The organism is Comamonas trifloxystrobinivorans (assembly GCF_043359985.1).
GTDB classification, from domain to species: Bacteria; Pseudomonadota; Gammaproteobacteria; order Burkholderiales; family Burkholderiaceae_C; genus Comamonas; species Comamonas trifloxystrobinivorans.
Genome location: NZ_JBHZGV010000002.1, coordinates 119,503 through 144,463, shown reverse-complemented (window position 1 = coordinate 144,463; position 24,961 = coordinate 119,503). Strand labels below are relative to the sequence as shown.

Sequence of the window (24,961 nt, the reverse complement as noted above, 5' to 3'; positions counted from 1 at the left end):
TGGGGCTGAACCGAATGTTCGCATGAAGCGCCATAAGCCGCTCAACAGGCTTGTCAGTTGTGGGCGACAAGCCCGCCAGCGCCGCCTGCAAACCGCTGCACAATAGCGCCAGGCGATAAAGGATAAGCAGATGTTGAACGGCCTGTGGCTGGGATTTTTTGTGGTGGCGGCCGTGGCTGCGCTGGCGCAGTGGCTGGTGGGTGGTAACAGCCAGATCTTTGCCGAGATGGTGCAGGCGCTGTTTGCCATGGCCAAGCTTTCGGTCGAGGTGATGGTGCTGCTGTTTGGCACGCTCACGCTGTGGCTGGGCTTTTTGAAAATCGCCGAGAAAGCCGGCCTGGTCGATCTGCTGGCCCGCTGGCTGGCGCCCCTGTTTGCTCGGCTGATGCCCGATGTGCCACGCGGCCATCCGGCCCTGGGTTTGATGACGCTGAACTTTGCCGCCAATGCGCTGGGCCTGGACAACGCGGCCACGCCCATCGGGCTCAAAGCCATGCGCTCGCTGCAAGACATCAACCCCTCGCCTGCTTCGGCCAGCAATGCTCAGATTCTTTTTCTGGTGCTGAACGCATCGTCGCTCACCCTGTTGCCGGTGACGATTTTCATGTACCGCATGCAGCAAGGCGCGCCTGATCCGACCCTGGTTTTTCTGCCCATCTTGCTGGCTACCTCGGCGTCCACCCTGGTCGGTTTGGTCTCGGTCGCTGTGGTGCAGCGCCTGCCTTTGTGGCACCCAGTGGTGCTGGCTTATTTGTTGCCGGTGGCGCTGGTGCTGGCCGGCTTTATGGCGTTTTTGGCTACGCTCACTTCCAGCGCCATGGCGCAAGTGTCTTCGCTGATGGGCAACCTGACCTTGTTTGGCCTGATCGTGCTGTTTGTGGTGGTGGGCGCGCTGCGCAAAGTGCCGGTGTACGAGAGCTTTATCGAAGGCGCCAAGGAAGGTTTTGACGTGGCCAAGGGCCTCTTGCCCTACCTGGTGGCCATGCTCTGCGCGGTAGGTTTGTTCCGCGCTTCTGGTGCGCTCGACTATGTGCTGGAAGGCATTCGCTGGTGCGTGAACCTGACGGGCATGGACACGCGCTTTGTCGATGCGCTGCCGACCGCTCTGGTCAAGCCGTTCTCAGGCAGTGCTGCCCGCGCCATGCTGATCGAAACCATGCAAAGCCAGGGCGTGGACAGCTTCCCGGCGCTGGTGGCCGCCACCATCCAAGGCAGTACCGAAACCACGTTCTACGTGCTGGCCGTGTATTTTGGCGCGGTGGGCATTCAGCGTGCGCGCCACGCAGTGCCTTGCGCACTGCTGGCAGAGTTGGCCGGCGTGGTGGCGGCGATTGCGGTTTGCTACCAGTTTTTTGGCTGATGCCGCTGTCCGTGGCTGAACAGTTTGCAGGAGACAAAACATGAGCAGCCACGCCAACTACCAGCAGACCTATATCGATGGCTGGAACCAGGCCTGCAGGCAATTGGGCCTGCAGCCGCAGCCCGGCGCATTACAGCAATTGTTGGAAGCGCATGCAGCGCCCGATCGCCATTACCACGGTCTGCAGCATATTGCCGAATGTCTGGGCTGGCTGGCCACTTGCCAGGGCCAGGTGGCCTGGCCGGCGGAGCTGGCTCTGGCGCTGTGTTTCCACGATGCGGTCTACGACGCGCAAGCCAAAGACAACGAACTGCGCAGCGCCCAATGGGCCGTGCAAGTGTTGCAAACTGCGGGCGCCAAAGCGCAGGCGGTAGAGCGCGTGCGGGCGCTGATCATGTCTACGTGCCATTTCCAGCCACAACAAGGGCTGCCAGCGGAAGACACGGATTGGATGCTGGATATCGATCTGGCCATTCTCGGCGCAGAAGATGCACGCTTTGCGGAGTACGAGGCGCAAATCCAAGCCGAGTACGCCTGGGTGCCAGCGCCTCTCTATGCCCAAAAGCGGGCCGCCGTTTTACGTGGTTTTTTGCAGCGCCCTGCTCTCTACCAAACCCCGCACTTCCACGCATTGCTGGAAAAGCCGGCGCGCCGCAATTTGCGGCGCGCTTTGGGTGAGCCAGAAGAATAGCGGGCGCTCAGCCGTCAAGCATCGGGCACGATCGCATCCGCATAGTCGTACAGCGTGCCCAGAATTTCTTCGGCGCGCTCGTCGGCGGTTTCGGAGAGCTGGTCGATCTCGGCAAACATCTGCTCGGCGGTGCGGGCGCCGGCATGGCCTTCCAGCAAAAAGGCCACGCGCAAACCTTGCCAGCGCTGCTGCTCGGCCGGGTTGAGCGAATCCGGGAAGTTGCGCGCCCGGTAGCGGAAGAGCAGTTCGTGCAAGCGCTCATCGTCAAAACCCGGCTTGGCCACGGCCAGCTCTTGCGGGTGCATGGCGGTGAGCTGGTTCAAGCGCCGGCGGTCGGCCTGGCCGATGAAGCCGCCGTACAGATCCTGGTCCACATCCACCTCTTGCAAGGCCGGGCGCTGAAAAACAGTGGCCCAGGTGGCGCTCATATCAGGCAGATCGCGGGCTATGGCGGCGTACTGCAGCGCCTGTTCCATGTCGATATGCCAGCGCGCGGCCTGCTCTGCGCTCAGGGTGCGCAGGCTGCTTACCACCATGGGCGATTTGTTCAGATGCACGGTTTTGATCGGCAAGCGCGTAACGCCTTCGGGCAAATCCGCGCTGGCAGTGAACATGCGCAGGCGAATGTCATCCACCGACAAATCGGCCAGTTGCGACGGGTCTTGCGCCAAATCCCAGGCGATGACCTCGTTCTTGTTGGTCGGGTGCTGCGCCAGGGGCCACATCACCGCGATGCAGCCGCGCTCTACGCCAAACATGCCCGATACGTGCAGGAAAGGCCGCGCATGCGCGGCCGTGGCCGGCAAGGCAAGCTCTTGCATGACGCGGTCTTTTTTGTGCAGGCCCAAAGCAAAATCGAACAAGCGCGGCTGCAGGCGTTTGATGAGCCGCGCCAGGCCAATGGTGGCGCGCACGTCGCTGAGCGCATCGTGCGCCGATTCGTGCAGGATGCCGTTGGCCTTGGCCAGGTCTTCGAGCTTGAAGCTGACCGTGCCGTCTTCCTTTTTCGGCCACTGAATGCCTTCGGGGCGCAGCGCATAAACCATGCGCACCACATCGAGCAAATCCCAGCGGCCGCAGCCGTTTTGCCACTCGCGCGCATACGGGTCGCGCAGGTTGCGCCACAGCATGTAGCGGGTGACCTCGTCGTCAAAACGGATGGTGTTGTAGCCCACGCCAATGGTGCCGGGCTGGCCCAGCTCAGCCTCGACGGCAGCGGCAAACTGGTGCTCGGGCACGCCCTGCTCCAGGCACAGCTGCGGCGTGATGCCGGTGATCAGGCTCGCCTGCGGGCTGGGCAGGTAATCGGGCGCGGGCTGGCAATACAGCATGACAGGCGCGCCGATCTCGTTGAGATCCATGTCGGTGCGGATGCCGGCGAACTGCGCCGGGCGGTCCTTGCGCGGCACGGCGCCAAAGGTTTCGTAGTCGTGCCAGAAAAAGCTGGCTGTGGCGGGCGTAGAGGTCTGCATAAGCCCTTAGTATGCCTGCGCCCGGCGCGCTTGCCGGCGAGAATAAGCCGGCACGCTGCGCCGGCTACAACAGTGGCGAGAACAAACGCGCCACAGAATCGCCGAGGCGCTGGTAGAAAGGCTGGGGCCGGCCGCGCTCGACCAGGCGCGATTTGGCCAGATCGGCCATGAACTGGTCTTCGAGCTTGGCGTTGAGCCCTGTGCCATAGCCGATGGCGCACACCTCGTAGTTCAGCCGGAAACTGCGGTTGTCGAAGTTGGCGGTGCCGATGATGGCCAGGCTGTGGTCCACCAACAAGGTTTTGGAGTGCAGCATGCGGGCGTGGTATTCGTAGACACGCACACCGGCTTGCATCAGCTCGTCAAAGTAAGAGCGTGCGGCTGCGGTGACAATGGCCGAGTCGGATTTTTCCGGCACCAGCAGCCGCACATCGAGCCCACGCAAAGCCGCGCTGGTCAGGGCATACATGGCCGCTTCGGTGGGCACAAAGTACGGCGTGGTGAGCCACACGCGCTCGGTGGCGGCCTGGATGGCTTCGACATGCACGCGGTGGATGGGTTCGGACGGGTTGTCCGGCCCCGATGTGACCAGTTGCATGGCCTGGTTGCCGTCGGGCAGATCGGGCAGCATGGCATCCAGGTCTTCGGGCATGTCCTGGTCGGTTTTCTCCAGCGCGTAAGCCCAGTCTTCCAAAAACGTGGTCTGCAGCCAGGTGACGATCTGGCCTTGCATGCGCAGATGCACATCGTGGTAGGCCTTGGGGTTGACGCGCCGGTCTTCCTCGTCGGTGATGTTGACGCCGCCGGTAAAGCCGATCTTGCCGTCGACCACCAAAATCTTGCGGTGGGTGCGGAAGTTGATGACCGGGCGCAGCCGACGGCCGATCTTGGTGGGGTGAAAGGTGGCGAACTCGCCGCCCGCATCGAGCAGCGGCTGAATGAACTTTTTGTTGACGCGCTTGGAGCCCAGCGCATCGACCAGCATGCGCACCTGCACGCCAGCGCGGGCGCGCTCAATCAGCGCATCGCGCAGGCGAGTGCCCGTCTGGTCGGGCTCATAAATATAGTATTCCAGGTGCACATGGTGCTGCGCGGTGGCCACGTCCGCCAGAATCTGGTCGAAGGTGGCCGCGCCACCACTGAGCAATTGCACGTTCTGCGCGGTACTGATGGGGAAATGGCTGGTGTTGTCGACCAACTGCACCAGCTCGCGCAACTGGGGCGGCGGGTTGGGTTGCGCATCGCGTATGCGGCGGGCGGTTTCGCGCACCCGGTTTTTGTTGCGCACGCGCAGGCGCTTGATGCGTTGCCGCTTGAGCCGTTGCGGCCCGATGAAGTAGTACACGAGCAGCCCCACCACCGGCAGCGCGCCCATTGACAGCAGCCAGCCCATGGTGGCGACCGGGGCGCGGCGCTGCATCAAGATCCAGATGCCGACGATGCACAGATAAATCGGCCAGATGACCGACAGCACATGCACCAGGTTTTCCTTGGTCAGGACCTGCGATATCCAATCCACAGCCAGCGCTCCCGAGTTAATTTGCACCGAGTGTAGCGGGTGTGGGTGACGGGCCGTTGCTGCCAAAAAAAACAGCCGCATAGCGAGCTATGCGGCTGTTTGCTTCTTTACCTGCAGCGGCTGCAGGCTGCGCTCAGTCGGCGGCGATCTCTTCCTCAGGCTCGCCGGGGGCGGGCTTGGCCCTTTCCTTCTTGGCGGCGGGCTGGATGTCCAGCTTCACCTCGGGCTTGGCGGCATCGCTGTCGTCCCAGTCCACCGTCAGGCGGCCACCGTCGGTCAGGCGGCCGAACAGCAGTTCGTCGGCCAGCGAGCGGCGGATGGTGTCCTGGATCAGGCGCTGCATCGGGCGGGCGCCCATCAGCGGATCGAAACCGGCCTTGGCCAAGTGCTTGCGCAGCTTGTCGGTGAAGGTGACTTCCACCTTCTTCTCGGCCAGTTGCTGCTCCAGCTGCAACAGGAACTTGTCGACCACGCGCAGAATGATCTGCTCGTCGAGCGGCTTGAAGCTGACGATGGCATCCAAACGGTTGCGGAACTCGGGCGTGAACAGGCGCTTGATGTCGCCCATTTCGTCGCCGGCCGCGCGCGGGTTGGTAAAGCCGATGGTCGCCTTGTTCATGGTCTCGGCACCCGCGTTCGTCGTCATGATGATGATGACGTTGCGGAAGTCGGCCTTGCGCCCGTTGTTGTCGGTCAGCGTGCCGTGGTCCATCACCTGCAGCAGCACGTTGAAGATGTCCGGGTGTGCTTTCTCGATTTCGTCGAGCAGCAGCACCGCGTGCGGCTTCTTGGTGACAGCTTCGGTGAGCAGACCGCCCTGATCAAAACCGACATAGCCCGGAGGCGCGCCGATCAGGCGGCTGACCGCGTGGCGTTCCATGTACTCCGACATGTCGAAGCGGATCAGGTCGATGCCCAGGATGTAGGCCAGCTGCTTGGCTGCTTCCGTCTTGCCGACGCCGGTGGGGCCGGAGAACAGGAAGGAGCCAATCGGCTTGTCGACCTTGCCCAGGCCCGAGCGCGACATTTTCACGGCCGAGGCCAGCACTTCGAGCGCCTTGTCCTGGCCGAACACCACGCTCTTGAGGTCACGCTCCAGCGTTTGCAGCTTGCTGCGGTCGTCGTTGGAGACGTTGGCCGGCGGAATGCGGGCGATCTTGGCCACGATCTCTTCGATCTCGGCCTTGCCAATGGTCTTTTTGCGCTTGCTCGGCGCCAGAATGCGCTGGGCGGCGCCGGCCTCGTCGATCACGTCAATCGCCTTGTCGGGCAAGTGGCGGTCGTTGATGAACTTGGCCGACAGCTCAGCCGCAGCCTGCAGGGCCGCCACGGCGTACTTGACGTTGTGGTGCTCTTCGAAGCGCGACTTCAGGCCTTTCAGGATGTCGATGGTTTCGGGCACGGTGGGCTCGACCACATCGACCTTCTGGAAGCGGCGCGAGAGCGCAGCGTCTTTTTCAAAGATGCCACGGTATTCGGTGAAGGTGGTGGCACCAATGCACTTGAGCTGGCCGCTCGAGAGCGCGGGCTTGAGCAGGTTGGATGCATCCAGCGTGCCGCCCGAGGCCGCACCGGCACCGATCAGGGTGTGGATTTCGTCGATGAACAAAATCGCGTTCGGCTTGTCCTTGAGCGCCTTGAGCACGCCTTTGAGGCGTTGCTCAAAATCGCCACGGTACTTGGTGCCGGCGAGCAAGGCGCCCATGTCCAGCGAGTACACGGTGGCTTCGGCCAGCACTTCGGGCACGTCGTTTTCGGTGATGCGCCAGGCCAGGCCTTCAGCGATTGCAGTTTTGCCCACGCCGGCCTCACCGACCAGCAGAGGGTTGTTCTTGCGGCGGCGGCACAGGATCTGGATCGTGCGCTCCACCTCGTACTGGCGGCCGATCAGCGGATCGATCTTGCCGTCCTTGGCCTGCTGGTTCAGGTTGACGGTGAACTGCTCCAGCGGCGAGGCCTTTTCGGCGCGCTCACCACCGCTGTTGCTGGCTTCTTCGGATTCGGAGCTCGATTCGCTCTTGGGCTGCTCGGGCGCGTCGTTCTTCTTGATGCCGTGGGCGATGTAGTTCACCACATCGAGGCGCGTCACGCCCTGCTGGTGCAGGTAGTAGACGGCGTGCGAATCCTTTTCGCCAAAAATGGCGACCAGCACATTGGCGCCGGTGACTTCCTTCTTGCCATTGCCGGTGCTTTGCACATGCATGATGGCGCGCTGGATCACCCGCTGGAAGCCCAGCGTGGGTTGGGTATCGACCTCGTCCTCACCAGCAACCTGGGGGGCGTTGTCTTTGATGAAATTGGTCAGCGACGCGCGCAAGTCGTCGATATTGGCCGAGCAGGCGCGCAGCACCTCCGAGGCACTTGGGTTGTCCAACAAGGCCAGTAGCAGGTGTTCGACGGTGATGAATTCGTGGCGCTGCTGCCTAGCTTCTACAAAAGCCATGTGCAAGCTGACTTCCAGTTCCTGAGCGATCATTTGAAACTCCTTTTTTGCTTGCCAAATACACTCAACTTGCTTCCAGATGAGGACCGATTTCGCTTATTCAACAGGCTCCGTCACTGCCTGTAGCGGATGCCCGGCGCCGTGCGCTGCATCCATGACCTGTGCCACCTTGGTCTCTGCGATTTCATGCGAATACACGCCACACACTCCTTTCCCGTCGAGGTGAATCTTGAGCATGATCTGGGTGGCAGACTCGCGGCTTTTGCCAAAAAAGTGCTGCAACACCTCGATCACAAACTCCATCGGGGTGAAGTCGTCATTGAGCATGACGACCTGGTACATCTTGGGCGGTTCCACCCGCTGCTGCAGGCGCTCTACCACCAGCGCGCCGCCACCATCTTCAGGGGCTTTGGGCGCTACAGGCAGATTCGGCGTGGGGGGTACAACAGGTTTCGTGGCCATCGAGATCATTCTAAAGGGGCAAATTTCCACATCGGCAAAGATGGTGATGCTTTTGTGAACTTCAATGGCTCTCGCCACCAGCGCCCGCACCACCAGTATGGTCGCTGTCAGGCCATGCTTTCGTAAACAATTTTGATAGCATCGTGGCCCGCTTCCTGCGACCAGGCGGCCAGCGCCTGGTCACTGGGGAAGAAGCGCGCCGCCTCGCCCAGGTTCAGCTCTACGCCAGCGCGGCTGTCCGGGCCTTTGCAGACCACGCCCAGGCGCACCTTGAGGCCATGGCGCAATACGCCCTCTTCGGTTTGCTCTTCCATCGGGGGAAACTCCTGCAGCAAGCGCGCAACATCGGGCTGGTGGCGGTCGGTGTTGACAAGCAGATAGCGGCCAAAACGGGCCCGCGCATCGGCCAGGCCCCAGACATGCTGCGCCTTGGCGCGCAGGCCGCCGCTGAAACGGTCGAGCCCGACGCGGGCGCTCAGGATGACGAACTCGTCGTCCTTGAGCTGCTCTTTGTGGCGGTTCCAGGTGGCCTCGTCCACCGAGGCCTCGATGGCGGCCGATTTGTCGTCAATCTTGAACAGCACCAGCTTGCCGCGCTGGCCGTTGATGACGCGCATCTCGCTCACAATGCCGGCTACCGTCTGCGGCTCGCGGCTGTCGCGCAAGTTGGCAATAGGAGTGCGCACAAACTGGCGCACTTCCAACTCCACCTCGTCGAACAAATGGCCGGAGAGGTAGAAGCCGATGGCGGTTTTCTCCTGCACCAGGCGCTCTTTCACGCCCCAGGGCAGCACATCGGCCATCGGTGGCTCCTGCGTGCTGGAGCCCACGGCGTCGTCGCCCATCATGTCGAACAATCCGCCCTGGTTGGCGTTGGCGTGCGTGGTGGCGGCAAACTCGAAGGCCACATCAATCGTCTCCAGCAGCGAGCGGCGATTGAGGTTGATGTTGTCAAATGCGCCGCCCTTGATCAGCGCTTCCACCGTGCGCTTGTTGAGCTTGCTGCGGTCCACGCGCAGGCAGAAATCGAACAGGCTCTTGAACGGGCCTTTGGTGTCGCCCTGCGGGCCGGTGCCCACGCCCTCACGCGCAGCCACAATCGCCTCGATGGCGGCCTGGCCCGTGCCTTTGATGGCGCCCAGGCCGTAGCGGATGACTTTGTCGGTCACCGGCTCAAAACGGTGGTGGCCGCGGTTCACATCCGGCATCTCGAAAGTCATGCCCATGCGCAAGGCGTCTTCGTGCAAGACCTTGAGCTTGTCGGTGTTGTCCATTTCCACGGTCATGTTGCCGCAGTAGAACTCTGCCGTGTAGTGCACCTTGAGCCAGCCGGTGTGGTAGGCCAGCAGCGAGTAAGCGGCAGCGTGCGACTTGTTGAAGCCGTAGCCGGCGAACTTCTCCATCAGGTCGAACACTTCGCCGGCCTTTTCCGGATCAATGCCCTGCTTGGCCGCGCCCTCGCAGAAGGTGGCGCGGTGCTTGACCATCTCCTCCACCTTCTTCTTGCCCATGGCGCGGCGCAGCATGTCGGCGCCGCCCAGGCTGTAGCCGCCCAGCACCTGGGCGGTCTGCATCACCTGCTCCTGGTAAACCATGATGCCGTAGGTTTCGGCCAGCACCTTTTCCACCAGCGGGTGCGGGTACTCGATCTTCTCGCGCCCGTGCTTGCGCTCGATAAAGCTCGGGATCAGGTCCATCGGGCCGGGGCGGTACAAGGCGTTCAGAGCGATCAGGTCTTCCAGGCGCGAAGGCTTGGCTTCCTTGAGCATCTGCTGCATGCCGCGCGATTCAAACTGGAAGACGGCTTCGGTCTTGCCCTCCTGGAACAGCTTGTAGGTGGGGTAGTCGTCGAGCGGAATCTCTTCAAACTTGAAGTTCTCCTGGCCCTTGTGGCGCTTCATGATGAATTCGCGCGCAATCTCCAGAATAGTGAGCGTGGCCAGGCCCAGAAAGTCGAACTTCACCAGGCCGACGGCTTCCACATCGTCCTTGTCGTACATGGCCACGGCCGAGGTGCTGCCTGGCTGCTGGTAGAGCGGGCAAAAATCGGTCAGCTTGCCCGGCGCGATCACCACGCCACCAGCGTGCATGCCGATGTTGCGGGTCATGCCTTCGAGCTTTTGCGCCATCTCGATCAGGGTTTTGACGTCCTCTTCCTTCTCGATGCGCTCGGCCAGCACCGGCTCTTCCTTGATGGCGTAGGTGTACTTGTCGCCTTCCTTGGGCGGGTTGGGCGGGTATTTGAGCGTGACGTGCAGGCCCGGCTTGTTCGGGATCAGCTTGGAGATGCCATCGCAGAAGGTGTAACTCATGTCGAGCACGCGGCCCACGTCGCGAATGGCCGCGCGCGAAGCCATCGTGCCGAAGGTGGCGATCTGGCTCACGGCGTTGCGGCCGTAACGGTCTTTCACGTAGTCGATCACGCGGTCGCGGTTGGCCTGGCAAAAGTCCACGTCAAAGTCGGGCATCGACACGCGCTCGGGGTTCAGAAAGCGCTCGAACAGCAGGTTGTAGTGGATGGGGTCCAGGTCGGTAATTTTCAGCGCATACGCCACCAGCGAGCCAGCGCCCGAGCCCCGGCCCGGCCCCACCGGGCAGCCGTTGTTCTTGGCCCAGTTGATGAAGTCCGCCACGATCAGGAAGTAACCGGGGAAATCCATCTTCAAGATGATGCCCAGCTCAAACTCCAGCCGCTCCACATATTTGGGGCGCTCCACATCGCGCTTGGCCACATTGGGGAACAGCAGCACCAGGCGCTCTTCCAGGCCCTCGTACGAAGCGTGGCGGAAATACTCGGCAATCGGCATGCCGTTGGGCGTGGGGAAATCGGGCAAAAAGTGGGTGCCCAGCTTCAGCGTCACGCTGCAGCGCTTGGCGATCTCCACCGTATTGCTCAGGGCGCTGGGCACATCGGCAAACAGCGCCTCCATTTCGGCGGCCGATTTCAGGTACTGGTCTTGCGTGAAGCGCTTGATGCGCTTTTTGTTGCCCAGGGTTTCACCCTCGGCAATGCAGACCCGCGCTTCGTGCGATTCAAAATCGCTCGGCTTGTTGAACTGCACCGGGTGCGTGGCCACCACGGGCAGCTTGAGGTTGGCCGCCAGCGCTACGGCTGCGCTGACGTGGGTTTCGTCGTCCGAGCGGCCGGCACGCTGCAACTCGATGTAAAAGCGGTGCGGAAACAAGCTCGCCAGGCGCAAGGCGCTAGTGCGGGCCGCCATTTCGTCGCCGCGCAGCAAGGCTTGGCCCACCGGGCCGGCTTGCGCGCCAGACAGCGCAATCAAACCATCGGACAGCTCTTGCAACCAGGCCCAGCTGCACTGCGCGCCCTTGATATTGTCGGCCGTCCACATGCGCGCCAAAATCTCCGCCAGGCTCAGGTAGCCCTGCTGGCTCTGGATCAGCACGATGATGCGCGAAGTAGGCCCGCCCGACACCTCCGGCTCCATCACCAGCTCTGCCCCCAGGATCGGCTTGACCCCGGCACCGCGCGCGCTCTTGTAGAACTTGATGCCGCCGAACAGGCTGTTCAGATCGGTCAGCGCCATGGCCGGCTGGCCGTCAGCGGCGGCAAACTTGACCAGGTCACCAATGCGGTTGGTGCTGTCGATGATCGAGAATTCGGAGTGGATGCGTAGGTGGACGAACATATCCCCGCATTGTAGGAAAGCTGGCGGCCCTCCACTGCAAACAAAGCCCTGCCAGCCCTGCTTTGTTACGCAATGGAGCAGCGCACTAGCCCGCTCGCTCAGATTGGATTGCCCAGCCTATTACAATGGGCCGGATTCGGGTGGCGCGAGCTGCTGCCCTGCTGCGCGGCAACTTTGGGAGCTGCGCGCTTTTTTCTGCTTTCTGTCCATGGGTTTTAAGCCAAAAATGCTGTTTGCGCACCGAACACCGAAGCTTGCCGCCGCCTCCTCCCTGGCGTCTGCCTTGTTGCTGGCTGGCTGCTCGTCCACCGATGTGGACCCCACCGTCGGCTGGAGCCCGAACAAAATCTACACGGAAGCCCGCGACGAAGCCTCAACCGGCTCCTTCGACAAGGCCGTGCCGCTGTACGAAAAGCTCGAAGGCCGTGCCGCTGGCACCGCTCTGGCCCAGCAAGCGCAGCTGGAAAAAGCCTACGCCCAGTACAAGAGCGGCGAAAAAGCCCAGGCCATTGCCACGCTCGACCGCTTCGTCAAGCTGCACCCGGCCAGCGAGGGTGTGGATTACGCGCTCTACCTCAAAGGTCTGGTCAACTTCAACGAAAACCTGGGCCTGTTCTCCTTTGTGAGCCGCCAAGATCTGTCCGAGCGCGACCAGAAGGCGGCCAAAGAGTCTTTCGAATCCTTCCGCGAGCTGGTCACCCGCTTTCCCGAGTCGAAATACACGCCCGACGCTGAAAAGCGCATGCGCTACATCGTCAACTCGCTGGCGCAGTACGAAGTACACGTAGCCCGCTATTACTACGAGCGCGGCGCCTATGTGGCCGCCATCAACCGCGCCCAAACCGCGCTGACCGATTACAAGGAAGTGCCCGCGCAAGAAGACGCGCTCTACATCCTGATGCTGTCATACGAGCGCCTGAACATGACCGACATGGCCGCCGACACGCGCCGCGTGCTGCAAGCCAGCTACCCCAACACCACTTTGCTGAGCAGCGGCTTCCGCAAAGAAGACAAGCCCTGGTGGAAGATCTGGTAAGCACCGGCCAACCACTTTCCTCATAAAAGCTGCCCGCGTTGGCAGCTTTTTTATTGGGCTAAACGAGCCAGTCCTCATCATCTGACACGCCCGGTGCCAGCTTCAAAGCTGCCACATAAGCGGCGACATCATCGTCTTGCAGCTCAGGCATGGCGGGCAAGGCTGCTTGCAGGTAGGCGCCGTAGTTGCGGGTGCGCAGGCGCTCGTCGGCAATCACTACCAGGCCACGGTCGCTGAAGGAGCGCAGCAAACGCCCGACGCCCTGGCGCAGTTGCATGGCGGTTTGCGGCAAGGTGTAGGCCAGAAAACCGTCTTCACCCGCATCTTGCATGGCGGCAGCACGGGCGGTATGCAAGGCGTCGTGGCGCGGCGGGAAAGGAAGTTTGTCGATCACCAGCAGCTGCAGTGCATTGCCCGGCAAATCCACGCCTTCCCACAAAGCCATGGTGCCAACCAGCACCTGGCCGCGCTGGCTGGCCACCGCAGACCGCATGCGTTGCAAAAGCAAGCGCTTGGGAGCTTCGCCTTGAGCCAGCACGTCGATGGCGTGGTTGGCCAATGCGCGGCGCAAGGCCTCTGCCAAGGCTTGCATGGCGGCGTTCGACGTGCACAGCAGCATGCAGCGCCCGCCCAAACTGAGAATATGCGGCAGTAACCAAACCACCAAAGCCTGGGCCCGCGTGGCGTGCGGCGCGTCCGCTGCAGGCAATTGCTGGGGCACGACGAGTGCTGCCTGCACCGCCCAATCCAGAGCTTGGTCCAAGCGCAAGCAGCGTACGCCTGGGCGGCCGGGCCCGTCAGTTTCCGGGCTGGCGACTACGGCGTCTGCTTCCGGCAAAGCCTGTAAACCCAGACCTTGGGTGAACCAGGACAGCTCCGCATCCTGCCCCAAGGTGGCCGAGGTAAACAGCCAGCGGCGCGGTCGAGCATGGCTTGGGTCCCACTCACCGGGCTCGACATCGGGCGAGTCCTGCGGAGCCAGCCAGGTGGCAGCTTGTACACCCGGCCGCAAGTCAGCCAATGCTTGCCACAGCCACAGCGGAGATTCACGGAACCCCTGGCGCAGCCAGCGGCTTTGCGCCAGGGCTTGACCAGCGCCCAGCGGCGCCATGGTTGAGGTGTCCCACCAACGCACCAGGCCAGGCGCAGGCGCACTGCCCCATTGGCGCAAGCGGGTAAGCAGGCTCAAGCCCTGCTCGACCAACTGCGCCAGGCTCGCCGCACTGTCTGCCACGGCCTGCAAAGCCGCTACCAAGGCTGACAAACGGTTGTGCAAGCCAACCAAAGCGCTGCGAGCGCCGAGCGCCGCACTCTCGCTTGCAGAATCCTCTGCCATGCTGGCCAAACTGGCATCGAGCCAGTGCGCCAAAGCCTGGTCGCAAGCGGCCAGAAGCGCAGGCCATGGCGCATAGCCACGGGCATGGCGCTCGCTTTGCTGCGCCACGGTTTGCAGGTATTGCTGAATATCGGCCGCGTTCAAGCCCTTGGCCAGCACTTTCAGGCCAATGGGTTGCAGCTGGTGCGCCTCGTCCATGATGACGGTGGCGGCCAGCGGCACAAAGCCGTGCGCATCGCCCAGCATCTGGCGGTGCCGCAACTCGCTGAAAAACAGGTGGTGGTTGATCACCAGCACATCAGCGCGCGCCGCAGCCGCCCTCGCCCGGTTGGAAAAGCAGGCGTCAAAATGCGTGCAGCGCTGGCCAAGGCATTCGCTGTGGCTGGCAGTGACTTGCGGCAGCAAGGCGGGCAAGGCGCGCACATCGTCCAACTCGGCCAAATCGCCGCTGCGCGTGCTTTGCGCCCAGCGCGCCACCTGTTGTAAAGCCTGTGCATGTGCCGGCTGTTGCTGGCTTTGCACGGCCTGGTTCAACCCGTGCAGACACAGGTAGTTCTCGCGCCCTTTGAGCACAGCCACCCGCCGCTGCATTTGCAAATGGCCAAGCAGCGCAGGGATGTCCTTGTCGACCAACTGGTCCTGCAATGCCCGCGTGGCAGTGCTGACGACAAAGCGCTCATTGCGCTCCAAGGCAGCCAAAAGGTAGGCGTAGGTTTTGCCGGTGCCGGTGGGCGCTTCCACCGCCATCGGCTCGCCAGCCTGCCAAGCGGCGCTGATGGCCTGCACCATGCGCTGCTGTTGCGCCCGCAATTGCAGTGTGGCGCTGTGAGTGGTGGCAAGGCAGGTCGGCATGGGCTCGCCAGTCTAGCGCGAGGCAGGCCTGTGCCAGGCCGCAGTACCCCCAACCATGGCGTACAAACATCAAAAGCCGGCCGGCGGCAGTGCGGAACATGTAACTGCAGCTTGATCTGCTCTATGATGACAACCAACCTCATAAATAATAGGTTTTTAGCGCATGAGCACCAGTTACCGTCTGTCCGCCGCCACGGGCTTGCACAAGGGCGATCGCCCTTACCAGCAAGACCAGGTCATCCTGCTGGCCCACCCACGAGTCAAGGGTTGTGTGCTGGCCGTGGTGGCCGACGGCATGGGCGGCCGCAGCGGCGGCCGCGCAGCTTCGGACCAGGTGGTGCTGACGGCCAAACAGGTTTTTGAGCGCTTCTCGCCCGAAACGGACAGCGCCGAAGCCATGCTCGACAGCATTTTGCGTGAAGCGCACCTGCTGATCCGCCTGGTGGCCATCTCGGCCGAGCAAGAGCCGCACAGCACCATCGCAGCCTTTGTCATCATGCCCAATGGCACTTGTGCCTGGATCCATGCGGGCGATTCGCGCATCTACCATTTTCGCGAAGGCAAGCTGCTGTTCCAGACCAGCGATCACTCCTATGTGCAGACCCTGGTCGACAAAGGCGAGCTGACGCTGGAAGAAGCCCGTTACCACCCGCAATCAAATATTTTGCTCAGCTGCCTGGGCACCTCGGAAGACCCGCCGCTCATCCACCACCGCATTCCGGTGCTCAAGCAAGGCGATGTGCTGATGGCCTGCAGCGACGGCATCTGGCACTACTTTGCGCCTGAAGAGCTCTCGTCCATCACCCGCCTGCTCTCGCCGCGCGAGGCCAGCCAGTTTTTGATCGAGCGCGCCGGCATGCGTGCTACTGGCACGGGCGACAACATGTCGCTGGCCATCGTCAAGATCGAGCCCATTCCCACCGACAAGCCCGAAAAAGCCAGCGCCAGCAAAAGGCGCAGCAAGGCGCCCAGCGCTGCCAGTGGCGATGTGCCAGCGGTGCCCTGAGCCTCAAGTGTTCCGCCCCTAAAAACAAAAGCCTCGCAACCATTAGCTGCGAGGCTTTTGTTCATTTGCGCGGGCCAGCGACTGTTGGCGCTGGTGCTTTCAGCTTTGGAGCGGCTTAGAAACCCGGCGCCACCGAGCCCTTGAACTGGGTGTCGATGAACTGGCGGATTTCTTCGCTGTGGTAGGCCTTGACCAGCTTGCCCACCCAAGGTTGGTTCTTGTCGGCCTCACGCACCACCAAGATGTTCACGTACGGGTTCTTGGCGCTTTCCAAGGCGATGGAGTCGGTCTTGGGGCTCAGGCCGGCCGAGATGGCGAAGTTGGTGTTGATGGCGGCGGCGTCCAGATCGTCCAGCGAACGGGCCAGTTGGGCAGCGTCCAGCTCGACGAACTTCAGCTTTTTGGGGTTCTCGATCACGTCCAGCGGCGTGGCTTTCAGGCCGGCGCTTTCCTTGATTTTGATGAGGCCTTGGGCCTGCAGCAGCAGGAGCACGCGGCCACCATTGGTGGGGTCGTTGGGCAGGCCAAAGCGGGCGCCGCTCTTAAGCTCCGCCAGGTTCTTGATCTTCTTGGAGTAGATGCCGATCGGGAAATTCACCGTATCAGCCGCCACCACGAACTTGTAGCCACGGTCCTTGATCTGGGCGTCCAGATAAGGCTTGTGCTGGTAGCTGTTGGCATCGAGCTCACCCGATTGCAGGGCCGCATTGGGCTGGACGTAGTCACTGAACTCGATGACCTTGATCTTCAAGCCATCCTTCTCGGCGATCTTCTTGACCTGCTCCATGATCTGGCCATGGGGGCCGGCGGTGACGCCGATCTTGATTTCCTTGTCCTGCGCGACTGCCGCGCCCGTCAGACCCGCGGCCAGCGCCAAAGCCAGCACCGATTGCAGCAAACTCCGTTTTTGCACTTGCAAACCCTTTCAAATACGATGCCAGCACTGTAACCAAGTTTTTGCGCTGCAACAAAGACAGATTGGAGATTTGCTTAGACAGGTTTGCTGCGGTAGGTGCAGCTATCAGTAGTGCGGCAACGGAGGCAGCGCTTGGCTAGCTGGGCTATTCGGGCTTGAGCGCCACATTGTTGAGCTTGTCCAGGCGCTCGGGCCAGTTGCCGTTGCGGGCGTGCTGCTGCAGAATGCGCGTCCAGGCCACCCAAGCGTCCCACTGCACACGCTTGTCCCAGGCGTTGCCCCATTCGCTGAAGCACTGCAAGGCGCTCTCAGCGGCAGCCAGCGCCTCGGCATCGCGCCCGGCGCTCAAATACAGCTGGGCCAAGACCATTTGCGGCTCGCCCACCCAAGGATTCAGACGCACGGCCTGCTCCAGCACGCCGGTAGCCACATCCAGATCCGTCAGCGGTTGGTCTTGCTGAATGACCGACCAATACAGCGAAGCTGCCGCCGCATCGGCGCTGGCGCTCAGCCCTTGCGAGCACTGGGCAAATACGGGCGGCATGGGCAGCAAGCCCTTCAATGCCGGGTGCTGCAAAGCCAGGCCGAGACTGGCGATTTGGGAAAGCATGCGGCCGCTGGGGCGCATCGGGCCGGGCCAGAGCGATGCCATCCAGTGCGCTTTTTGCGAGCGCTGCGGCACCTGCGGAAAACTGGAGAAGATGTCGTCTTGCCAGCTGAACCACTGCTCCATGGTGTCGGCCATGCTGACGATGATGAAGGCTGCCACCGTGTACGCATCCACCACACGCTGCGCACCTTTGTGGTCGAGCACCACCGTGCCGTTGCCCTCGATCTGGCCGGCCAGCACTTTTTGCACAAACTGCGCGCGCGACAAGGTGCAGAACTCAAACACCAGTTGTTCGGCCTTTTCGCCCACCAAGGCGGCGAGCTTGCTGCGCTCGCTGTTGACGTCAAACTTCACCAGATCAACGAAGGCATTGCCATACACGCTGTGCAGCAGGCCAAGCAGTTTGACTTCTTCGGGCTGCTGCCACAGCTGCAACGTGCGCGTGACGCCCAGCAAATGGTGGCGAAAGGTGCCGGCCTTGTGCCAATCCAGGCCCACATCGCGCGCCAGCACCACCGGCAAAGCGGCGGCCAGGCGCGGCTCGGCCTGAATCCAGTTGTCGTCCAGCAAGGGCTTGGCGCGCAGCCATTGCTCTGGGTCGAGGCGGTGCAAGGGCAAGCCTGCGCAAGCAGGCGCAGTCGATGGCAAAGCGGCGTTCATGTGCGTCTCCGTTGTTGTAGTGCTTGAGGCGCATTGTAGGCAGAGTGCAAGCGGCGATTGCTAGCCTGGGTGACAGTTTCTCTGGTGCCGAAACCCAGCAAGGCAACTGCTGAAGCGCCGTTGGCGCAGCAACTGGCCTGGCTGGTTAGCGTATACCCACGCGTATGCGGTGCCCGCCTTTGCGCCGCATCTGTCCCACCCATTCCAGCTCAATGGCTGCAGGCTCGGAAACCTCGAACCGGAGTTGCTGCACCAGTTCTGCCAACACCACGCCCAGCTCCAGCATGGCGAAGTTGCGGCCAGCACAGACCCGTGGCCCCCAGATAAAGCTGGTGTGCGTGCTGGTGCCTGGACCGTGGCCCTCTTGGCGTGCTGCATCAATATCCGGGAGCCATGGATTGGCGCGATCTCGGGTTTTCTCGTTGATCCCGACCAGCGAAACCACGACCGCATCGTCCGCTTGCACCTGCAGATCAGACAGCTGGTCCGAAGCCTGCGCTCTGCGAGTGACAAATGGCACTGGCGGGTAGATGCGCAGCAGCTCGGACAGAAAATATTTCAGCTCCGGACACGCGCCCAAGGCTTGCTGGCGCGCCACCACATCACTGTGTTCGGCGTAGATCTGCGCGATTGCTGCATGCAAGCGCTCTTGCAGCTTGGGGTTTTGCGCCAGCAAATACAAAGCCCAGCCTATGGAATAGGTCACGGTGTCCGTGCCAGCGCCCATCAAGGTGACGATTTCTCTTTCCATGCGGAAGTTTTCTGCTTCGTGCTGCTCAGCCTCCAGCATTTTCGCCAACATGGGGGCAGGCTGCGGTTGGCTGCGCAGGCACTGCAAAGCTTCTGTAGTGGCGTTTTTCAGCTGCAAGATATCTCGCAATTGCTCACGTGAGAACCGGCCCGCTGTGGGTTTGGCGGTGACAAATGCGTATTGCGAAGCCCATTCCACCAATTGGGTGGCGCTGCGGTGGTGCATGGGGATGTCTTGGGCATCCAGCTCCAGAAACATCTCGGTGAAAATGGCAAACACTTCCCGGTGGATCAGTTGCTCATCCAGCACCGCGCTGGCCGAGCGAGCCAGTGCCTGCGCAATGTTTTGTGCATGCCGCGCGCTAACTGTAGCTGCCTTGTGCTCATCGTATCTGCTGAACGCCGCTTGAGACAGGCTGCGGCGAAAACGCCAGGCCTGACCCTCTTCCGTCACCCGCGAGCTACCCGCAATCTGCTCCAGCCAGCGCAGGTTTTTGGGGTAGTTGGCCATGTTGACGCGCATGATGCGATCCGCGTCTTGCCAGTTCTGAATAACCAGCACCCTTTGGCCATCTGAATCCAATACCGAATTGCGCCCGGGCGCTGTCCGAGCTTGTTCATAAACATAGGCACAGCAATCCGAGCCTGATTTCAACTGTTGCATCTGCCCCCCTCCAGCCGGCATTGGCCTGCATCGACCTTAGCACTGTTGTCGCGCATCAACCCAATGGCGCCGGAAGAAAGCGAGCCAGATCGCCCGCTTTTTGCAGACTCAAGAGTTCGGTCGGCGCAATATCGCGCCCGGATTCCATCTCCAGACTGACAATGATCATTTCAAAGCTCAGGCTGTCGATATTGGGCAGCTCCAGCAAAGGCGTGTCCTCGGCAATGCGCGCACTGTCGGTTTGCAGAACCTCAGCAACAATGCTGCGGATTTTTTCAAAACGGGGATCCATGGGATGCTTTCCAAAATGCCTGGGCCATGGGCTGGTGCAGGCGGTGCATGCCGGTTATCGCTTGATAAAGCTCGGCATGGGGTTGACGGGTTGAGGCCGTGTCGATGCGTCTTTGAAGCAGGAGAACACCAACAGATCATGGCGCTTGCCGTCAATACCCTGGCATTCTTGTTTCAGTGTCAGCTCGTGTACAAAGTGCTTGTTCATCAACAAGGTGAACAGCATGCGGCGGTTGGAGCCAAGCACCATGCCTTTGATTTTTTCTACATTGCGGTGCTGAAAAAACTCTTCGAGCACCACCTCCACCGTGGGCCACAAGATGGGGCCGCCGATTTTCAGCTCGGGCAAGATGCCCAGATTGAGCGTGCCGGTCTGGTGCTGCAGGTTCATGGCAAAGTTGTAGAAGCCCAGCAGTTGGCCCGTCTCGCGCTCGAAGATGCCCAGAAAATAGTTTTCCCGGTTGTCAAAACTGGCAATAAAGGCACGCAGCCCGTCCAGCGAAAAGTTCAGGGCTTGCAGGTTCAGGCCCGCCAGCATGGCCGGGTTGTTGAACCAGGCCACCACTTCTTCGGTCATGTCGACAGCTTGCAGGCTGCGAATCACGTAGTGCGGCGTTTCAACGTGGAACGGCTGACCGCGGCCATGGGCAAGGCCCGCTTGGTTGGGCGTGGGGTGAAGGCTCGTATCTGTCATGGCTTCACAAAGCTCCACTACCGGCGGTGTTCAATGCGTTTTTCGGGTTCAGCAAGCCGTACACCAAGACGTCATGGCGCTGCCCGTCGGCACCTCGGTACTCACGCTTGAGCGTGCCTTCCAATTCAAAAACAGCACTTGCTGCCAAGGCACGAACCAATGGCGCTTGCAGCTCGGACACGTGCATGCTCAGTTTGGCAACGCCTTTTTTCTCGAACAGCACATGGGCAAGTGCTGGAATACAGCGCTGCAACAAATCCGTATAAGCCGCTTCGGACATGCGAAAGACCAGAACCAGATGCGCCACCTGGTGCAAACCGCTGACTTGCAGCCGTAGCAGTGCCAACAAAGCCTGGCTGGTGGCGTCGGTGACCGAGAGCAGGTAGGCGCTTTGCTCGTCGAACAGGTGCAGATGCTGGCGCAAATACTCCGCGTTCAGTCTCTCATCCGCGCGAATCAGGTAGTTGTCTCGGGGCTGCTGTTCCAAGACTTGCATGAACTGCGGGTTATCGACATCTTCGCCGCGCACGGATCGCAGCCACAGCCCATTGGCTTGCAGATCGACAGCACGGGGACGCTGCTCTGCGCGGACATCAGCTGCTGTTGTCAGTTGGATGGAGAACGGCCTCCCCTTCATTGAGCACCTCTCTCAGCGCTTGGTGCCCCGTCAGACTTTTGCCGAGCAACAGCGGCCGCATGGCGTTGAAAATGCATGTGCTGCAAACGGCCCCAGTTGCGTTGCATCGACTGCAAATGCAAGCCCAGCAACGAAGCCCAGCCATTGCGTAGCCATTGCGCCAACACGGCATCTGGCAAGGCGTTGAATCTGGCTTCATCCAGTACGTAAAAGCCGTCCAGTTGGTATCTGGAGTAGCCAGGCAAAGGCAGCTCCAGCTTGCCCGGCTTGAGCAAGCCGTGTGTGCTCAGTGCTTGCATGAAGGCTTGGGTGGCGTGCTCATCGCGCGCTGCCTGTTGCATTTGCAGCAATACCTGGCGCAAGGCTTCGTTGGGATTTCCCAGATAGTCAAACAAAGGCAAGGCATCTGCATCGTCCACCAAGCGAACGAGGCGGGACGACGTGGTGTCGATCCAGAAAAATGCTTCGCCCTGCTCCACGCTCATCCAAAAAGGCCAGCGACGCAGCAAGCCTGGCACATGGCAGCCGGCTTGCCATTGGCCCTGAGCGTCGACAAATACGTTGTTGCCAATAGCGATAGAAGTCATGGCAATGGGCACTGCAGCCTCGCCCTGGCCACTGAAAACAATGGGGTATTCCCACATGGCGGCCGCGAACTCGGTGACCGCCAACGGGACGGCACTCATGCCTTGGGCCTGCGGGTAACAGCCACGGTCGGGCAGCAAGCCCCAGCCCAGGTGCTCTTGCGCTGACAAAGGCTCCAAGACGGCGTAGCCCGGAGGAAGCGTTGGTGTGTTGACCATATTCCTATGCAAGATGGGGTTTCAAACGGGTAGATGCAGAGCGAACGATGGGTTTCGTTCGCTCTGCATCTGTTTTAGGGCACTGCCCTGCCGAGGCCGCTGGCCCGGCTTTCTCTGCTTAGCGGCTGGGCAGCCGTTTGCGCCCCAGCCATGCCAAGGCGGCACCCAACAGGCCCAGCATCCAGCCGGCATCTACGGGGACGGGCTTCGGCTCGCCGGAGCCAGTTCCGCCTCCGCCACCACCACCGTTGCCATCACCACCACCGTTGCCGTCGCCACCACCGTTGCCGTCGCCACCACCTTGGCGGTCGACCGTCACCGTCACCTTGCCAAGAGCCACCTGTCCTTGCGCGGATCTGGCCTGGTAAGTGATTTCTACGGTTCCGCTATATCCGGCATTGGGGGTGAATTCGATCTTGCCGCCAGCGTAGCCCACCGTGCCTGCTGCAGGATCGCTCAGTATCAGCGCAAATGTCGTATCGAGCTGGGGCGGTGTGCCATCAGCGGTGGTGTCGTTGGCCAGTACATCGATCGTTACTGTACCGCCTTGGCTCGTCTCCTGGTCTGGCTGCGTGCTTACCGGGTTGTCGGTGACAGGCGCTTTCTGCACATCTACCAGCAACTCACCTATGGCGGTTTCGCCGTTTGCCGATCTGGCCTGGTAGCTGATGCGAACCTGGCCCACAAAACCCGCCGCAGGCGTGAAAACAATCTTGCCATCGGCGTAAGCCGCCGTTCCAGCCGAGGACGGGTCCGGCTCCAGGGCAAAGCTGGTGTCCAGCTGCACGGCGCTGCCGCTTTGTGTGGCATCGTTGGCGACCACGTCGACCGTCACTGCTTCCCCCTGGCTGATCACGCTGTCGGACGTGGTCAGCACTGGATCGCTCTTGAGCAAATACCAGTTGAAGCCCTTTTGCTGCAACACATAGCTGGTAGTGCCGGCAACGACACGGCCGCCATCCAGCACGAAGCTCTGCGGCGCGTTCGCCTTGGCGGCCTTGACCACCAGGATTCCATTGGCGGTATTACCGCCCTGCCCGTTGAGGTTGTTGATCTTGAGCGTGGTGGTGCCGCTGATGTCGCCTGCCACCTCGATCAAATCGCTGGGGCTGGTATCGTCGCCCAACTCGGTATCTAGCTGCACGGTGCCGCCACCAGCCCAGTCTTTGGCCTTGAGCAGGTCACCTGCCACCGCCACGCTGGGCAGAGGTACTGGGTTCGTGGCTCGTGTGGTGCTGCCTTCCTGGCTGGCGTTTTTGCTGCTGGCTTGAGCCACCCCAGACATGTCGATCACACCACCAGCCAGCAAGTTGACATTCCCCAGCGCCTGCTCCTGGGTTGAGCCCATTACCAATTTGGCACCAGCATTGATCTCGTAGGCGCTTGCCGCAGGCATCAGATTGGGGATGGGCAGCTGCAAGGTACCGCCCTCAACGGCTACCGTACCAGCAAATGCGCTCTGATCGCCGGGGAGCTCGGGCAGGCCGCAAACGGGGTCAAAAGCCCATAGCTGGGACCAGGTGCTGCCTTGCGGCAGGCTCCCGTTCTGGTCCAGTACCGCCTGGGACAAATCAGGTACCCAGCCCAAATTGTCAATCGTGGTAGTGCCAGCCATCTGTACGATACGACCTGCCCCTTGCAAGGGAACGGCAAAGGTGACCTTGTCGGTGTGGTTGAACACCAGCTTGGAGGCGGCATCCTTCAAGTTCACGGAGGCGGCCAGCACGCTGCCTGCAGCTGTAGCCACACCTTCCTGCCCCAGCACAATGGTGCCGCCCTGAACGTCGGCTTGGCCATAACCGTCGAAAAACAGATTTTTTTGAACTCTGTCGCTGGGATTACCTTGTTGGTCGTATTCCAGCACTTGCGCCGCAATGGCTGCACCCAGCCCTAACACGCCCTGGTCAGCAACAGTGAGCACGCCTTGCGAACCCACCAGCATCCGGCCAAAGTCCTGCCGCTTGAGCACCACACCCTGGATCAATGAGCTGGTGGCGTAGGGATCGTTCGGATCGTAGTAATACTCGTTCTGTGACCCTTGGCCCAAAATATGGGCAGCGCCGGACGCGCCGTTAATCGCCACACGCCCCTTGCCAGTAACACCCACGCTCAAGGCATGCCGAGCCTCCAAGGGCAGGGTACAAGCGCTCGTGAAGCTGCGCTGATAACGCCCCATGTCAAACTTGCCAACGCCCATCAGCTCAATAGCACCGCTTCCCCCTTGGACACCGACTTGCGTGCCCAGGCTGAAGCTCAGCAAACTGCTGGCGTCCACACTGACGGTGCCCGAGCTCCCCGCCCCGCGGCCAATGGCCACGCGATCGCTGGGCAACTGCGGGTTGTCCTCTTTGTATTCGTAATATTCGGCATTACCGCCGGACAGTTTGCCCCCACCCATCACATGGATGTCGCCTTGCCCGCCCTGGTCCCCAACCAAAACCGCAGGCTCAACAGGCCAAAGCTGCTCTCCACCATGGTACGGGGTTCGGCTGAAAGACATCCGGGCTTGCTGGATGTTGACCGTGCCCTGACCGGTTGCGCCCACACCCACCGCCAGCTGTGGTGCCATTCTGGGAACGATAAAGGGGTCCAGCGGCCAAATTGCTTCCCTGCCAAATCCCCCTTGCTTTCCTTGGCCGACCAGATCAACGGTACCCGAGCCTTCCAGGCCGACGGCCACGTTGCTGGTGCTGAGACCAAAATAAAGCTCGTGTGCAATACCGCCCAGCATATTACCGTCGACCGTGATGGCCAGCGTACCCCTGCCCTGCTTTTCGCCCACCACCAAGCCATAGGGCGTTTGGCCGAAGTCGACCATGTAAGAGCGCAATTCGGCTCTAGACAGGTCCACCTTCATGGCAAGCTCGCCTTGTGCACCTGCACCAGACCCTATGCCCAGGTAGCTGTCCAGCTGAACCGTATTCGAGTTATCCCAAACCGGCGCCAAGCGCCCGTCACCAGGGGCATTGATGATGTTGGGGTCCGTGGCAAGCGAACTGTTGCTGACCCAGTCGTAAGTTGACAAGGGCCCCTGCCAATTGCCTGCTTGCGAAAAATCGTTGCCGTTGGCGCCGGTCCAAAAATTCTGGGCCTGCGCCGATGGCGCTGC

General features: G+C 61.4%; 18 protein-coding genes. 4 read left to right on the top strand and 14 right to left on the bottom strand.

The genetic code is table 11. From position 1 onward, the window contains the following. Positions 1–130: 130 nt before the first annotated feature. Together ACFIQF_RS02365 and ACFIQF_RS02360 are read left to right on the top strand one after the other, a co-directional pair. Positions 131–1,360, top strand: a complete 1,230-nt coding sequence (locus tag ACFIQF_RS02365; RefSeq protein ID WP_393939721.1) for a nucleoside recognition domain-containing protein — start codon at positions 131–133, stop codon at positions 1,358–1,360. Positions 1,361–1,400: 40 nt separating this feature from the next. After that, positions 1,401–2,051, top strand: coding sequence for an HD domain-containing protein (locus ACFIQF_RS02360; protein WP_393939719.1), 651 nt, complete (start codon positions 1,401–1,403; stop codon positions 2,049–2,051). 14 nt (positions 2,052–2,065) lie between these two features. Here ACFIQF_RS02360 and sbcB read toward each other — a convergent pair whose 3' ends face one another. From sbcB to dnaE, 5 genes are all read right to left on the bottom strand, one after another. Then, complete coding sequence (gene sbcB, locus ACFIQF_RS02355) at positions 2,066–3,523, bottom strand: exodeoxyribonuclease I (RefSeq protein WP_393939718.1); 1,458 nt, start codon at positions 3,521–3,523, stop codon at positions 2,066–2,068. A 64-nt stretch (positions 3,524–3,587) separates the two neighbouring features. Further along, complete coding sequence (gene cls / locus ACFIQF_RS02350; protein WP_393939717.1) at positions 3,588–5,042, bottom strand: cardiolipin synthase; 1,455 nt, start codon at positions 5,040–5,042, stop codon at positions 3,588–3,590. A gap of 133 nt (positions 5,043–5,175) precedes the next feature. Then, positions 5,176–7,518, bottom strand: coding sequence for an ATP-dependent Clp protease ATP-binding subunit ClpA (gene clpA / locus ACFIQF_RS02345; RefSeq protein WP_393939715.1), 2,343 nt, complete (start codon positions 7,516–7,518; stop codon positions 5,176–5,178). A gap of 63 nt (positions 7,519–7,581) precedes the next feature. Then, positions 7,582–7,947 carry an ATP-dependent Clp protease adapter ClpS gene (gene clpS, locus ACFIQF_RS02340; RefSeq protein ID WP_393939713.1) on the bottom strand — a complete coding sequence of 122 codons (366 nt, stop codon included), beginning with the start codon at positions 7,945–7,947 and terminating at the stop codon, positions 7,582–7,584. A 107-nt stretch (positions 7,948–8,054) separates the two neighbouring features. Next, positions 8,055–11,597: a DNA polymerase III subunit alpha gene (gene dnaE / locus ACFIQF_RS02335; protein ID WP_393939711.1), complete on the bottom strand. Its 3,543-nt coding sequence runs from the start codon at positions 11,595–11,597 to the stop codon at positions 8,055–8,057. Between the two features lie 226 nt (positions 11,598–11,823). Between dnaE and ACFIQF_RS02330 the strand changes: the two genes are divergently transcribed. Then, a complete protein-coding gene (locus tag ACFIQF_RS02330) occupies positions 11,824–12,633 on the top strand; it encodes an outer membrane protein assembly factor BamD (protein WP_393940013.1) in 810 nt (269 codons plus the stop codon). Positions 12,634–12,691: 58 nt separating this feature from the next. Here ACFIQF_RS02330 and ACFIQF_RS02325 read toward each other — a convergent pair whose 3' ends face one another. After that, positions 12,692–14,821, bottom strand: coding sequence for an ATP-dependent DNA helicase (locus ACFIQF_RS02325; protein WP_393939710.1), 2,130 nt, complete (start codon positions 14,819–14,821; stop codon positions 12,692–12,694). A 163-nt stretch (positions 14,822–14,984) separates the two neighbouring features. Between ACFIQF_RS02325 and ACFIQF_RS02320 the strand changes: the two genes are divergently transcribed. Then, positions 14,985–15,827 (top strand): PP2C family protein-serine/threonine phosphatase, encoded by an 843-nt coding sequence (locus ACFIQF_RS02320; protein ID WP_393939708.1) that lies wholly within the window; start codon positions 14,985–14,987, stop codon positions 15,825–15,827. A gap of 115 nt (positions 15,828–15,942) precedes the next feature. On the opposite strand, the gene ACFIQF_RS02315 is transcribed toward ACFIQF_RS02320, so the two are convergent. From ACFIQF_RS02315 to ACFIQF_RS02280, 8 genes are all read right to left on the bottom strand, one after another. Continuing rightward, entirely contained in the window at positions 15,943–16,740 is a 798-nt protein-coding gene (locus ACFIQF_RS02315; protein WP_393939706.1) for a MetQ/NlpA family ABC transporter substrate-binding protein, read from the bottom strand. A 148-nt stretch (positions 16,741–16,888) separates the two neighbouring features. Continuing rightward, on the bottom strand, positions 16,889–18,013 hold the full coding sequence (locus ACFIQF_RS02310) for a DUF6817 domain-containing protein (protein ID WP_393939704.1): 1,125 nt from the start codon (positions 18,011–18,013) through the stop codon (positions 16,889–16,891). Between the two features lie 145 nt (positions 18,014–18,158). Continuing rightward, a complete protein-coding gene (locus tag ACFIQF_RS02305) occupies positions 18,159–19,427 on the bottom strand; it encodes a cytochrome P450 (RefSeq protein ID WP_393939702.1) in 1,269 nt (422 codons plus the stop codon). 55 nt (positions 19,428–19,482) lie between these two features. Continuing rightward, positions 19,483–19,719, bottom strand: coding sequence for an acyl carrier protein (locus ACFIQF_RS02300; protein WP_393939701.1), 237 nt, complete (start codon positions 19,717–19,719; stop codon positions 19,483–19,485). 54 nt (positions 19,720–19,773) lie between these two features. Then, positions 19,774–20,412 carry a GNAT family N-acetyltransferase gene (locus ACFIQF_RS02295; RefSeq protein WP_393939699.1) on the bottom strand — a complete coding sequence of 213 codons (639 nt, stop codon included), beginning with the start codon at positions 20,410–20,412 and terminating at the stop codon, positions 19,774–19,776. 4 nt (positions 20,413–20,416) lie between these two features. Beyond that, entirely contained in the window at positions 20,417–20,908 is a 492-nt protein-coding gene (locus ACFIQF_RS02290; RefSeq protein WP_393939698.1) for a hypothetical protein, read from the bottom strand. 137 nt (positions 20,909–21,045) lie between these two features. Continuing rightward, complete coding sequence (locus ACFIQF_RS02285; RefSeq protein ID WP_393939696.1) at positions 21,046–21,852, bottom strand: SapC family protein; 807 nt, start codon at positions 21,850–21,852, stop codon at positions 21,046–21,048. Between the two features lie 118 nt (positions 21,853–21,970). Beyond that, the gene (locus ACFIQF_RS02280) at positions 21,971–24,877 is read right to left on the bottom strand and encodes an Ig-like domain-containing protein (protein WP_393939694.1); all 2,907 of its coding nucleotides are present in this window, start codon (positions 24,875–24,877) and stop codon (positions 21,971–21,973) included. Between the last annotated feature and the right edge of the window lie 84 nt (positions 24,878–24,961).